A 13024-nucleotide genomic window follows, 5' to 3' on the forward strand; every position below is an offset into this window, starting at 1 on the left:
GGGTTATCTCATGTACGCTCAAGACAATTCACGGGCACGATTCACCCGCAAAGGGCTCGTGCTCGCCATCACCAGTCTCGCCATTAGCCCGCTGGGTCATGCTCAAAACACCACCGACGCTCAAAAAGCCGTCAGCGAAATCGTCGTCACGAGCCGCTACACCACCAATGAACAATTGAACACCGCCACCGGACTGGGGCTTACCCTCTACGAAACCCCTCAGTCGGTGACCGTGATGACCGCCCAGCGCATCACCGACCAGAACCTGGACTCCCTGACCGATGTGGTCAACAGCGCCGCTGGCGTTTCCGCCCGCGCCCAGGACAGCACCCGCCACACCTTTTCCGCCCGTGGCTTTGCAATCAACAACTACCAGATTGACGGCATCCCCATTTACTGGGAACCGGGCGGTAACGCCGGGGAAACCCAGTCAAACATGAGCCTGTACGAGCGGGTGGAAATCGTGCGCGGGGCGACGGGCCTGCTGACCGGCGCCGGCAACCCCTCCGCCTCTATCAATCTGGTGCGCAAACACGCTGACAGCCCGGTGCTGACCGGCTCGGTGGACCTCTCCGCCGGACGCTGGAACACCTATGGCGCAACTGCCGACGTCAGTACCCCGCTGAACGATACCGGCTCCGTTCGCGGCCGCTTTGTGGGTCACGTTGAGCAGGGCGAATCCTTCCGCGACTTGGCCGAAGAGAGCACCACCGTCTTCTACGGCACCATAGACGCCGATCTGACCGACAGCACTCTGTTGCGTGTGGGCGCCAGCCGTCAGGAAAACGAACCGGAAGGTTCCACCTGGGGTGGTCTGCCCGTGTGGCACGCCGATGGCAGCCGCACCGACTGGGATCGCAGCAAAACCATTGCTGCGGACTGGACTTCGTGGTCCTCAACGGTAGAGCATTACTACCTCGACCTGATTCAGGAATTTGGTGACTGGGAAGCCAAGTTCAGCGTAAACAACAACGTCAACGCATCGGACCAGATGTTGTTGTATCTCTCTGGTACTCCGGACAAAGAAACTGGCCTGGGCATGAGCGCCTCCCCCCGCAACGCTGCAACCGAGCGCGAGCAAACCAGTGTCAGCCTCCAGTTGAGCGGCCAATATGGGTTGTTGGGTCGCGATCATGAGCTGACCTTCGGGGTGGTAGACCACCAGGATGACAGCCTCGCGACCTCTTACGTCCGCGACGACGACACCGTCGCCCCCGTTGGCAACTTCAACGAATGGGATGGTAGCTACCCTCAACCGACTTGGCTTGAGAACAAGGTAGATATCGACCAGACTACCGACCAGTTCGGCGTCTACGCCGCGACCCGTCTGTCCATTTCCGATCCGTTCAAAGTGATTCTCGGTGGCCGCCTCGCCGACTGGGAGCAGAGTGGCCCGTACTACGGATCGCCCCGCGACTACGGCGATGACAACGTTTTTATTCCCTATGTCGGCGCCCTGTATGAGTTCAATGGCCAGCACACGCTGTACGCCAGCTACACCGACATTTTTCAACCGCAGAACGCACAGGACAGCGAAGGCGATTTTCTGGACCCGATCCGCGGCAAGAGCAAAGAAGTGGGCCTGAAGAGCCTGTTCTTCAACGGTGCTCTGCAGACCAACGTAGCGGTGTTCAGCATACTGCAAGACAACCTGGCACAGCCCCTTATTGGCGTTCCCATCCCCGGCAAAGAAAATAGTCAGGCCTCTATCGCGGCCGAAGGTGCCGAAAGCCAGGGCTTCGAGCTGGAAATTGTCGGTGAACTCAACCCCAATTGGGATCTGAGCCTGAGCTACACCAACTTCGACGTGGAAGATGCCAACGGTAACCCGGTGAATACCGAAAATCCGAACGAGTTGTTTAAGCTGTTCACCACCTATTACTTTGAAGGCCAGCTCGAAGGCCTGACCGTTGCCGGCGGCGTAAACTGGGAAGGTCGCAGTTACACCGACGCCGAAAACCTGGTGACCGAAGAAACGGAACGACTGGAGCAGGACGCCTACGCCTTGGCAAACCTGATGGTCCGGTATGAGATTACCGATCAACTTTCTGCCCAGTTGAACGTGAAAAACCTGCTGGATGAAACCTACTACAGCCAGATCGGTTTCTACCGGCAGTTGGAATACGGCGAGCCGCGTAACTTTACCGCGTCGCTGAACTACGAGTTCTGATCGCCCCGGCGGCGAAACAGCACTCTGTAGCACAACGGCCCCTGCCCGGAAATCCGGTGCGGGGGCCAAGTCGTTGATAACAACACCATTATTCGGGTATCAAAACCATGGGTTTACACGGTTGGCGCTTGGCTTCCCTGATTGGCGCAGCGCTTGTAGGCGGCTACGCGCTGGCAACCGCCGTCAGTTTTTTCCTCGGCCAACTTTTGCCGGTAGGGCGCAGTGAAGCAACGCTCATTGGGCATCTGCTCGGTTTTACATTCTACGCCGTCGCCATTCTTTGGGTGTTTGCGGTGCGCCGACCCGGCAAAGCCTGGTTGTACCTCTCTGTGGCCAGCATCGTCTTTTCAGTAGCCGGTATGGGATTGCGAGGGTAGGGCAATGGCACAACACACAACGGTCGATGACTTACCCAAAGGCGGCTTTCGTCAATGCATGGCTTGGGTGCATACCTGGGCGGGATTGAGCTTTGGCTGGCTGCTGTTCTTTATGTTTGTGACCGGCACCGCCGGTTATTTCGATACCGAAATCGACCGCTGGATGCAGCCGGAACTGCCGCCCGCGCCCATCGGGCACAACGTTCACGAGAGCGCTTCGGTATTGCTGAACAAAGCGCGAGAAGAAGCGCCCGGCGCGGAGCAGTGGCTCTTCACACTGCCAGTCGATCGCAACGAGCCCTACGCCCAACTTTTCTGGCGCGGTGCCAATACCGAGGCGGGCGCGAGCGCCGAGCGAGGCGAGCGGCTGGTGGACCTGAACACCGGCGAAACGCTGCAAGCCCGGGAGACCGGTGGCGGCCAAAAGCTCTATCAAATGCACTGGCTGTTGCACTACACCAGCCGCGCGTATACCGACTGGATTGTCGCCACCGCCACCCTGTTTATGTTCGTCGCACTGATTACCGGCGTGATCATTCACCGTAAAATTTTCAAGGACTTCTTCACCTTTCGTCCCCGCAAAGGTCAGCGCTCCTGGCTCGACGCCCACAACGTGCTCAGCGTCACCACGCTGCCATTTCAGTTGATGATCACTTACTCAGGGCTCATTTTCCTGGGCTTTTCCTATATGCCCTTGATCGTTGCCGCCAATTATGGCGCCGACGGCGCGGGCCGCACCGAGTTTTACGGCGAAGTGTTCAGCACGCCGGGGCTGACGGAGCCGGCGGAAAAGTCCGCGTCGCTGATTCCGCTCACAACTCTCATTGACCAGGCCGAAAGCCGTTGGGGTGAGGGGCGCATTCGCCGCATCGATGTTCGCCACCCGGGCGATGCCAACGCACGCATCGTCGTCTCTGAAAACATCGATCAGACCATTGCCAGCGGGGCCGGGCGCCTGGTCTTCGACGGCGTGAGCGGTGAGCTGCTGCACAATGCCCCTTCCGCTTCGTCACCGGCCAAAGGCGTACGCGACGCCTTTCTCGGTTTGCACGAAGGTCTGTTTGCACCGCCGGTGGTACGTTGGCTTTACTTTATCTCCGGCCTTCTCGGCACCGGCATGGTAGGGACAGGCCTGATTCTGTGGGCGGTCAAACGCCGACAGAACGCCGAACGCAAACGGGGCAGCGCTCCGCTCGGCGTGGTGCTGGTGGAGAAGCTGAACGTCGGCACCGTGGTGGGCCTGCCCGTGGGTGTGGCAGCCTACTTCTGGGCCAACCGTTTATTGCCGGTCGACCTGGCCACGCGAGCCAGTTGGGAAGCGCACGCCATGTTCCTCACCTGGCTGGTGATGTTGGTCCATGCCGCCATCCGTCCGCGCCAGCGGGCCTGGACCGAACAGTTGGTGGTCGCCGCGCTGGCCTTCTCGGCGTTACCGATTTTAAATGCATTGACCACCGACCGGCATCTGGTTCAGAGCCTGACGACGGGCGACTGGGTGTTCGCCGGTTTTGATTTGACCGTACTGGCCATCGGTGTACCCCTCGGCGCCACCGCCTGGCGCATGCATCGTGCCCAGAGGAAACGGCGCATTGCCGAGGAAAGCCAACCCTCACAAACTCAACGCGCTAACCTCTCTTTGGGAGAAACCTAGTGACCCAGACTGCGCTGCCACTTCTCGCTCAATGCCTGCTCACGCTTGCCGCGTTCGCCAGCCTGTGTCTGGCCACGCCGCGCCACATTCAGCGGCTGAAGACTTCAAGGCCACAACAGTGGCGAACACCGCTGCGCTGGGTGGGATGGAGTGTACTGACCGCCGCGTTAACAACTGCGGTCATCAGTAGCGGCTGGGGCCTGGGGCTGGTGGAATGGTTCGGTGCGTTGACCCTGGCGGCGGTGACCGTGGTGCTCATTGCCACTTATCGACCGACTTGGTTAAAGGCGGTCACTTGGGCGGGGTTGTTGCTGGGACTGGGGACGCTAAGCGCCATGCTTTACGTTTGAAGTCTCGCAACTACCTTCCGATTTGAATTGACGGTACCGCCGCTTAAGCGGCGGTACCGTTTGAGACATTACTGTTCCGACAACCGCCCTACAACCGCATCTTCATCACTGAAGTCCGTAATCCTTGCCTGTACTTTTCCGTCCTTGACGCTGACCAGTGTCGGCAGGGTTCTGACATTGAAGGCAGAGAAGAGCACCCCGCCGGTATCGACGCGAAAGGGCATATCGAGTTCATACAACTGGATAAACTCCGCCAGAGCCTTTTCATCGGTCCACAGGTGGTTGACCACCCCTTGCCAGTTTTTCTCGGAAAGCCGCTTTTGCAACGCATTCAATTCTGTCTGAACGCGCTGACACTTTTGAGCCATTTCAGGGCGGGAGTCTTTCAGATACCAGTCACACCAGGTAGCGGTGAAGAATAGAAGATGCTCTCCTTCCATCCAGGGTTCAAGCAGCGCTTTTCTCTGCGTTTCATCAAGCGCGTCAGTGTCGGCGCTTTCCAGCGTCTGTCCGTCTGCCAGCATCTGTAGAAAGCGCTCAAGGTTATCATCGGAGTCGTGAGTGGTATAAACGACGTTACCATCGGCATTGATCAGCACGCTGTAAGGTGTGCCAACCAGCCCCAACGCCTGCGCCAACTTCCCTTCCTGGTCCAGCCATACCGGCATGGTGAGCTTGTGCCGTTCAATAACGTTCTGGATATTCTCACGGTTTTCATTGATGTTGATATTGACCGCCACGATGTTCACGTCATCTGAAAACCTCTGGTACAACGTCTCAAAGTGAGGCATCTGCTCCATGCAGGGTTTACACCAGGTAGCCCACAGCTTGATATAGGTCGGCTGGGTTCTGTCCAGTTCTGAGAGGGTGACACTCTCGCCGGTTTTAAATTCGCTCAACTCGATATCACCGAGTGGGGGCTCTTGGGCCTGCGCAGACAGGCCGAGCAAAACCACCACTGCCAAACACCATTGTTTCAGCATAATCCTTCCTTAACGGTTTGACCGATCGTTTATGAAATTACCGGCGTGCCGCCCAAGCCCCTGTGGGGGCTACGCAGCACGTCTGAGGTGGGCGGAGAAGAACGATGGAATGGCTGGGCTAGCATCAGCTCGTCAGAAATCGAACAGCTCGCCGAGCAAGCCGCCTTTTTTCTTTTTGTAGTGACCCTGGTTGCTGTAGTGTCTCGGCGGCTCTCGGTAGTCTCCTCTGGGTTGAGATTGTGACTGGGGTTGGCCCTGCGGTACCGCGACCGCGCTGCGTTCAATGATCTTGTCCAGTTCCCCGCGATCCAACCAGACGCCGCGACATTTCGGACAATAATCAATTTCTATTCCCTGGCGGTCGGCCATTACCAGATTTTCATCGGTACAAATCGGGCACTTCATATTTCACTCTCAGCAGGTTTATCACTGTCACATTCTGTGGTCGATATTACACCGACGCCATAAACAAGCCAATGGCGCCAGCACCCAAAGCATAGAACAGCATCGGCCCCAGTGTCAGCCGGATGATCTGTCCCTCTTTACCTGCCAGGTTAACAACGGCCGCCGCCGCGACCACGTTCATCACGCAGATCATATTGCCCGCATTCGCTCCCAACACCTGAAGAGCGAGCACCAGCCTGGGTGAATGGCCGGCGGCAAGAGCGGCTTCCTGTTGCAAGCCCGCGAACATCATATTGGAAAACGTCGCGGAGCCGGCGACAAAGCTACCCAGCGCACCGATGACGGGTGCAGTCAGGGGCCAGATAGGCGCCAGGTGAGCCACCGCCAGATGCGCCAACTCGGAAGGCATGGAAGCGAGGCCGCTGTCATTCACGTCGGAGTTCAAAAAAATGCGCACCATCGGTACGGACGTGCCCAAGGCAATGGCGGCCGGGAGCAGGTTATCAACGGTTTGCCGGGCGGCCCGAGCGGCGGTGACCAGAGGCAACCGATGAAGGGCGAGGGTGATCAGGCCCGTTGCCGCGAATACGGTGCCGGGAAGGTAAAACGGGGCCAGACTGGCTGAAATGTCCGTACCCAACAACGCCGGCCATTCCATGGTGATTCCCTGCAACCAGGCTTTGAAAGGCAGGCTGTTTAAACGTGTGAGGATAAGCAGCCCCGCCGCAACCAGATAAGGGGACCACGCCAACCATAAAGGCATGGCGGCAGGTTCGTTCGGGGTTTCGGTGCCCCTCTCCGGGTCATTCGGCAGGCGCCAGGGGGTAGCGGGGAGCAGCCAGTTCCGGCGGGCGGCCGTCACCACCAGCGCCAGCCCCACCAGGCTCCCAATAATGGTGGGGAATTCCGGCCCCAACAGGTGAGCGACGATCCAGGCGGGCACGGTATAGGCCAGGCCCGCAAAAAGGGCAAAGCGCCAGAGTGCCAACCCTTCGCGCCAACGCCGGTTGCCCCCGAAAAACCGTGTGAGCAACGCCACCATCACCAGTGGCAAAAAACTGGCCACCAGAATGTCGATTCCCGCCGCCGTGGCGCCGACGGCCTGGATCCCGGCCTCATCGATATCGGGCACGCCCTGGGCAATACCTACCACCAACGGCGTTCCCACAGCGCCGAACGACACCGGCGCGCTGTCGGCAATCAGCGCCAACGTGACGGCCGCCATGGCGGGAAAGCCCAACGCCACGAGCAAGGGTGCGCCAATGGCTGCTGGGGTGCCGAAGCCACTGGCGCCCTCCAAGAAGGCGCCGAACAGCCAGGCGATAATGATGACTTGGACCCGTCGGTCCGGCGAGATATGGAAAAAACCCGCCCTGATGGCATCCAGGGCGCCCCCGGCCTTGAGGGTATTGAGCAGAAAAATCGCCCCAAAGACGATGATCAGAATGGCGCTGGCAATCACCCAGCCTTCGAGTACTGAAGCGGCAATCTGCCGGGCGGGAAGCTGCCACACCAGCGCCGCCAGGGCGCCGACAATCAACAGGCTCAGGGGCATGGCCCGGCTCGCGGGCAGGCGCAACACCACCAAAAACAAGAAGACCGCCAATATCGGCATCAATGCCGTTAACAGTTCCCAGAGCGTCATGGTGCAGCGTCCTCAGTAATAATCCGTCAATCTTACTCAGGCCCAGCCTTGGTGTCATCGGGTTGGGGCGGTGTTATAGCCCCTGGGCACCCCGGCGCAGCCAATTGTGCACAAACGCCAGTTTGTGACGCGCGTGGTTCGACAACACGAACGGATAGAGGTCCGAGAACCCCATGGAACGATTGACATGGTTGACGCCCACGGTGAGCGACGCCGCAATCTGGATCAGCCGCTCGGCATCCGGCTCGGAATAGGGGTCCCAGCCCGGGTGCGGTACCTGCGGCGATGACAGACCGGTCGCCACGAAGCTGTCGGCGATGTCCGTCAGATGGAGCAAATGGGCAGCGGTTTCCGCCCAGTCTTCATGAGGGTGGGCGGAGGCGTAACTGGTCAGATAGTGCTCGCGCCACTGGGCCGGGGGGCCGTTCTCGTAGTGATATTGAAGGGCCGCCGGGTAATCAATCCGCTCATCGCCAAACATGGCGCGGAATGAATCGAGAAAATCCTCGCGCAGGCTGAGCCGCCACCAGAGCATGTGGGCAATTTCGTGGCGCATGTGACCGATCATGGTCCGGTAGGGCTCTTCCAACGCCTCCCGGCGGGTGGTGAGCAGAACCGGGTCCACCTCCGCCACGCTGATGGTCACCACGCCTTCGGCGTGGCCCATGGGCACCGGGGTGGGGCCTTCGGCCAGCAGATGGAACACCGGCCGCGCGCCGGGGTCTTCCGGGCGGAACCAGTGCCAGCGGCCCAGATTATCCAGGGCCCAACGTTTGGCGGCCTCGGTCTGCGCCCAGTTGGGAATGGCATTGGGAATCGAAGGGTCGGGCGCCAACGCCGTCATGGCGCAGGAACGGCAGAAGGCCCCTTCCTCCGGTGCGATCCAGTTACAACCGATTCGCTCCCGGTTGGCACAGAAAGGGGGCATCGGCAGAAAGGCCCGCGCCTGGGGATCATAAGCGACCGGCGTACCATCGGCTGTGGCCAGGTTGTCGAACCACAGAGAGCCGGCACCCACCGGGTTGGCGAAGACGCGCATTGGGGACGCTCCCGAAAAAGGATAGGAAATTCCATGGTGCGGGAGGAAGCCGGTGGTTTACAAGTACCACAGAAAAACTTGTTCGGGGTCGAGGCGGGACGGGCGATCGCCAATGGGCCGCGCACGACGCGCAGGCCCATTGAAGCGGTGGCTTTAGTTGAACGCGTAATTCAGGCTGAGAGTGTAGTTTCTGGGCGTGCCATAGCGGTACGAACTGAACTGCCCGACCTGTGAGTAGTACTTTTCATCCGTAATATTGGCCGCGTTGAACTGCACGCTAAGGGCATCTGTGAATTCGTAGCGCGCCATCAGGTTTGCGAGCACATAGGACTCTTGGGTAAACCGGTCCGAGCTGCCCGCCGGATTGGTTCCCTCGGAGTAGGTTTCGTTTTGCCAGTTCAGACCACCGCCAAGCGTGAGGTCATCCAGGCGATACGAGGTGAAGAGCTTGAACTGCTTGGTGGGAAGATCCGTGTTCACATCTTCGCCGCTTGCCTCTTCTGCATTGTATTGCGAGTAACCCGCAGTGATATTCCAACCGTCGACGGGCTGGCCCACCACTTCAATTTCAAAACCGGTACTCTGCGTGCCCTGGGCCGGAATGTAAGCGGACTTTTGATCCGCCGTTTCCTCAAAATCGGTATCCAACTGGGCCAGGTTGTCCTGTTCGATATCAAACAGCGCGATGGTGGTGTTCAGGCGGTCGTTCAGGAAACGGCTCTTCAAACCGATTTCCGAACTCTTGCCCACCAACGGGTCCAGGAACTCGCCATTGGCATCCCGGTTACTTTGGGGTTTAAAAATTTCGGTATAGCTGACATAGGCCCGGTGCGTATCGGTCAGGTCGTAGAGCGCACCCGCATAGGGAATGAATTCATCTTCATTGCCATAATCGACATTACCACTCCAGTCGAAACCAGTGCGCAACCAGGTGGCGACCCGGCCACCCAGAATAAACTTCAGGCTATCCGACGCAGACAAGCGGGTCGCGGCATAGTAACCGCGTTGCTCGGTCTCGATATCCTGAGACTGAACCCGCTCGTCGGCCCACTCGGGCTCCTGCAAATTGCCCCATTCGTAAAAGTTACCCACATCGACTCGATCGAAACCGCCGCTCATATCGCCACCGAGCGGGGCTTGGGTAAAGGTTTCGGCCGCCTGCTCGCTGTAAAGGGCGCCCAAGACAAAGTCGTGCGTCTGATTGAATAGCCCGAAGTCGCCTTTGAGCTGAACGTCGACGCTGTCCTGCTGAGATTCACCGTCACTGCGGTAACGCTGGGCATTCAGGCCTTCGCCGGTTTCTTTATCCAGAGATCCGTACACGTACAACAGCTTGGTATTTTTTTCATACAACAGCTTGTTGTAGTTGGCGAGCAGTTCCCAGCCGTTTCCGAACATATGGTTAATGCTGGCGAAATAATTGGTGTTGGTGGTTTCCCAACGGTTCCAGTCCATGGCGGTGGTTTTGGAAACGTCCCAGTCGGCTTTGCTGCCATCAGAGAAGAAGGTGGGCAGCGCACCCCACACGGTGCCCTTCGGATCGCTGTGTTGATAGCTTGCACCCACGCGCAACAGGGTGTTGGCGCTTAGATCTGTGTCCACGACGCCGTAAAGAACGTTTTTGTCGTCTTCGTAATAATCGACGTGGGATTCGCCACTCAGGTGTCTGGCGACAAAACGGCCGCGCACGCTCCCGCTCTCGTTCAGACCGGACGCAATATCTGTAGTCAGTCGTTTTTTGTTCCAGCTGCCGGTGGCCACATCCACGAAACCCGTCAGCGCTTCGCTCTCGGCGTGCTTGCGAACCAGGTTGATGGAAGCCGAGGGGTCACCAACGCCGGTCAGAAGCCCGGTTGCACCGCGCACGAATTCGATGCGTTCGTAAATGGCCGTATCCGCGACGGTTTCGCCGGAATCACCGCCCAGACTCCAGGAGGTGGGCACACCGTCAATTTGGTAGCTATCGATTCGAAAGCCTCGGGCGTAGAAGCTGTTGCGAACGTTATCCACCTCCTCGGAGGCCACGCCCACGGCGTTATTGACCGCCCCCAGGATGGTGGTGATGTCCTGGTCCTGCATGCGCTCGTGGGTCAGGATCGACACCGATTGAGGCGTTTCCTGGAGAGTCAGGCCAAGGCCGGTGGCCGTGTTCAGTGTCTGGGCCACGCTGTATTTACCAGTGACCGTGATTTCTTCAATCACGCTAGCCCCGCGATTTGCTTGTGATGCCGTGTCATTAGCCGAACCCTGCGCCAGACCCAGTGCCGGGTGTAGGCCAAATAGAACGGCGGCCGAAAGGGGTAGAAGTTTACAATTCACGAATGGGCTCCTAAGGGTGAGTGGCGCGATTTTCGGCACAATAACACAAATAATAACAATTATCATTTGTTTTCAGTTGCCGTTCGCCCCAGGAGCCTGAAAAGCAGGGGAGCAAAAGCGGGCGGATATCAGTTGCCGGGCTGTTCCAGACGAACCCTCGGCCAAGCGCTGGCGGAGACCACCTGCTAGCGGAAAGCGGGGACAATATGCGCCTCAATCAGCTGGAACTGACGGCGCAGGTAACGCGAGCCGGGAGAAGGGGGAGTCGGGTCTGACGTCATGACGATCGTCAATGCCAGGGAGGGCAGCACTAACAGCCACGCCCATGCTGTGCTAAGAAACCATCGCGTTATCTGCTTTTTCCCGGGGCCTGCTCAACCGCTCATTCCAGTGTCTTTATTCTGATATTCCTGAACTCAATGCCGTGGCCTTCGGCCTGAAGCGCGATATAGCCTTCGGTCAGGGGTTTGCCGGGGACCCAGAGGTCCGGGTCATAGCCATTAATTACGCCGCCACCCATTTGCGGTTGCGTGTACTCCAGTACGGTTTCGCCGTTCACCTTGTGAATCACCTTTGAGTCACCGTGGACAATCAACTCGCCTTCAACCCACTCGTTCCAGGCATAGGTGTCGGAGGAGGAGTTGATGCAGTGGCGGTCATCCAGCTCACCTTGATAAACGACGTCGGTACCGGGAGAGCACATATTGCCCGTTGGCCGGGGCTTGCCATCATCCCGATCCGCCAACATCTGATACTCCACGGAAATCGGCCAATCCTGCTCTTTCAAGATGGTCTCAGGCGCCTGCGAATGAAACATGATGCCGCTGTTTCGGTAGGCATAGCTCGGCGCATCCTCGAGCCATTGGTCGGTAAAGCGATATTCAAACTTCAGGTGGTAGGACGAAAACGGCTCTTTGTAGAACAGGTGGCCAAAGCGCTCGCCAAAACCGTCATAGTTGTCGTAATTCACCTGAATGACGCCATCAACAACCCGAAAGGTTTCGGCGTAGTTATCGCCCATCTCGTGGTGATGGAATTTTGCGATCCAGCCATCGAGGTTCTTTCCGTTGAAAAGCGACTGCCATTGTCCGTCGTCAGCGGTCTGACTGGGCGAGGTGCATGCAACAAGGGCCAAGGCGGCCGATAGCGGTATGATTTTATTTGAAATTTTCATGGTTCTCCCTACACAGGGGGTTGATAAAACTGAAGCGTCAAGCCGGCGCCCCGACCCCAGCTGCCAGTATGATTATCGGGTGTGTCTCGAACCCGGCTTCAGTCGACGGGGGTTCGCTGCACACTCGAGTATACGCTGAGACCGGTGACCGCCAGTAAAATGACCACCATTCCCGCGACCTGAAAGGGTCCCAGGGTTTCCTCCAACACCACCACACCAAACAGTGACGCCGTAACAGGCTCGACCATCGCCACGATGGAAGCCACGGCGGGCGCGGTGTAGTTGAGGCCCACAATGTAAAAGATGAAGGATAGCCCCGCACCGACCACACCGAGAACCGCAAACAGCGGCCAGGCCGAAGAGCTCAGTACCGCGACAATCTGCCCTGAACCGCCTACCCAACCGAGTATGGCACTCAGTACGGCAAAGGCGATAACGAGAATCGCCTGGGGACTCCCGTGCGGGGCGGCATATTTGAAGCCAAAAATGAAAATCGCATAGGACAGGCCCGCCAATAGCCCCGCACCGACACCAAACGGCGTGACCCCGCCCGGGCTTATGTCGTAGATACCGGTCAGCAGCACAATCCCGACGATGACCATGACGATGGCCACCCACTTGATGGGAGCGGGGCGCTCGAGCTTGAGGGCGAAGGAGACAAGATAGACAAACACCGGCGCGCAGTACATCAACGTCGCCGCCACGGCGACACTGCCTTCGGCAATGCTCAGAAAATAGAACGAGAAGTTGCCTGCGACCCCCAGACCGGCCACCACGGACCAAAACCACAATCGCCGGTTTGCCAATCCACTGCCACCGGGACGCAGCGCCAGCCAAGCCAGCACAAACAGTAACCCGATCGCGCCACGATAGAACGCCACGACGAAGGCACTCCACCCTTCGGTCATAAG

General features: G+C 58.5%; 11 protein-coding genes. 4 read left to right on the forward strand and 7 right to left on the reverse strand.

Translation table 11 applies throughout. The features are described from left to right. The first annotated feature begins 10 nt into the window (after nt 1–10). The 4 genes from G547_RS0110015 to G547_RS0110030 all read left to right on the forward strand — a co-directional run bounded on the left by G547_RS0110015 (nt 11) and on the right by G547_RS0110030 (nt 4548). Complete coding sequence (locus tag G547_RS0110015) at nt 11–2170, forward strand: TonB-dependent siderophore receptor (protein WP_027329741.1); 2160 nt, start codon at nt 11–13, stop codon at nt 2168–2170. Nucleotides 2171–2277: 107 nt separating this feature from the next. Next, entirely contained in the window at nt 2278–2547 is a 270-nt protein-coding gene (locus G547_RS0110020; protein WP_036187996.1) for a hypothetical protein, read from the forward strand. A 4-nt stretch (nt 2548–2551) separates the two neighbouring features. Beyond that, the gene (locus tag G547_RS0110025; RefSeq protein WP_036187999.1) at nt 2552–4198 is read left to right on the forward strand and encodes a PepSY-associated TM helix domain-containing protein; all 1647 of its coding nucleotides are present in this window, start codon (nt 2552–2554) and stop codon (nt 4196–4198) included. Next, the gene (locus G547_RS0110030; RefSeq protein WP_051235205.1) at nt 4198–4548 is read left to right on the forward strand and encodes a DUF3325 domain-containing protein; all 351 of its coding nucleotides are present in this window, start codon (nt 4198–4200) and stop codon (nt 4546–4548) included. The genes G547_RS0110025 and G547_RS0110030 overlap by 1 nt, the downstream gene beginning before the upstream one ends. A gap of 68 nt (nt 4549–4616) precedes the next feature. On the opposite strand, the gene G547_RS0110035 is transcribed toward G547_RS0110030, so the two are convergent. The 7 genes from G547_RS0110035 to G547_RS0110065 all read right to left on the reverse strand — a co-directional run bounded on the left by G547_RS0110035 (nt 4617) and on the right by G547_RS0110065 (nt 13021). After that, nucleotides 4617–5531: a TlpA family protein disulfide reductase gene (locus G547_RS0110035; protein ID WP_157209832.1), complete on the reverse strand. Its 915-nt coding sequence runs from the start codon at nt 5529–5531 to the stop codon at nt 4617–4619. 132 nt (nt 5532–5663) lie between these two features. Beyond that, entirely contained in the window at nt 5664–5936 is a 273-nt protein-coding gene (locus G547_RS0110040) for a TFIIB-type zinc ribbon-containing protein (protein WP_027329746.1), read from the reverse strand. A gap of 46 nt (nt 5937–5982) precedes the next feature. Further along, on the reverse strand, nt 5983–7581 hold the full coding sequence (locus G547_RS0110045; RefSeq protein WP_027329747.1) for an L-lactate permease: 1599 nt from the start codon (nt 7579–7581) through the stop codon (nt 5983–5985). Nucleotides 7582–7654: 73 nt separating this feature from the next. Beyond that, a complete protein-coding gene (locus tag G547_RS0110050) occupies nt 7655–8620 on the reverse strand; it encodes a zinc-binding metallopeptidase family protein (RefSeq protein WP_027329748.1) in 966 nt (321 codons plus the stop codon). A gap of 153 nt (nt 8621–8773) precedes the next feature. After that, nucleotides 8774–10822 carry a TonB-dependent siderophore receptor gene (locus tag G547_RS0110055; protein ID WP_211224539.1) on the reverse strand — a complete coding sequence of 683 codons (2049 nt, stop codon included), beginning with the start codon at nt 10820–10822 and terminating at the stop codon, nt 8774–8776. A gap of 499 nt (nt 10823–11321) precedes the next feature. Then, nucleotides 11322–12113, reverse strand: coding sequence for a 3-keto-disaccharide hydrolase (locus G547_RS0110060; protein WP_027329750.1), 792 nt, complete (start codon nt 12111–12113; stop codon nt 11322–11324). 98 nt (nt 12114–12211) lie between these two features. Next, nucleotides 12212–13021 carry an EamA family transporter gene (locus G547_RS0110065; protein ID WP_245573456.1) on the reverse strand — a complete coding sequence of 270 codons (810 nt, stop codon included), beginning with the start codon at nt 13019–13021 and terminating at the stop codon, nt 12212–12214. Nucleotides 13022–13024 lie beyond the last annotated feature (3 nt).

Source organism: Marinimicrobium agarilyticum DSM 16975 (assembly GCF_000423345.1).
In the GTDB taxonomy this organism is placed as follows: Bacteria; Pseudomonadota; Gammaproteobacteria; order Pseudomonadales; family Cellvibrionaceae; genus Marinimicrobium; species Marinimicrobium agarilyticum.

Excerpts from the sequence above, each read along its gene's own strand:
- G547_RS0110015 (WP_027329741.1), top strand. The coding sequence starts at position 11 with ATGTACGCTCAAGACAATTCACGGGCACGATTCACCCGCAAAGGGCTC.
- G547_RS0110020 (WP_036187996.1), top strand. The coding sequence starts at position 2,278 with ATGGGTTTACACGGTTGGCGCTTGGCTTCCCTGATTGGCGCAGCGCTT.
- G547_RS0110025 (WP_036187999.1), top strand. The coding sequence starts at position 2,552 with ATGGCACAACACACAACGGTCGATGACTTACCCAAAGGCGGCTTTCGT.
- G547_RS0110035 (WP_157209832.1), bottom strand. The coding sequence starts at position 5,531 with ATGCTGAAACAATGGTGTTTGGCAGTGGTGGTTTTGCTCGGCCTGTCT.
- G547_RS0110040 (WP_027329746.1), bottom strand. The coding sequence starts at position 5,936 with ATGAAGTGCCCGATTTGTACCGATGAAAATCTGGTAATGGCCGACCGC.
- G547_RS0110045 (WP_027329747.1), bottom strand. The coding sequence starts at position 7,581 with ATGACGCTCTGGGAACTGTTAACGGCATTGATGCCGATATTGGCGGTC.
- G547_RS0110050 (WP_027329748.1), bottom strand. The coding sequence starts at position 8,620 with ATGCGCGTCTTCGCCAACCCGGTGGGTGCCGGCTCTCTGTGGTTCGAC.
- G547_RS0110060 (WP_027329750.1), bottom strand. The coding sequence starts at position 12,113 with ATGAAAATTTCAAATAAAATCATACCGCTATCGGCCGCCTTGGCCCTT.
- G547_RS0110065 (WP_245573456.1), bottom strand. The coding sequence starts at position 13,021 with ATGACCGAAGGGTGGAGTGCCTTCGTCGTGGCGTTCTATCGTGGCGCG.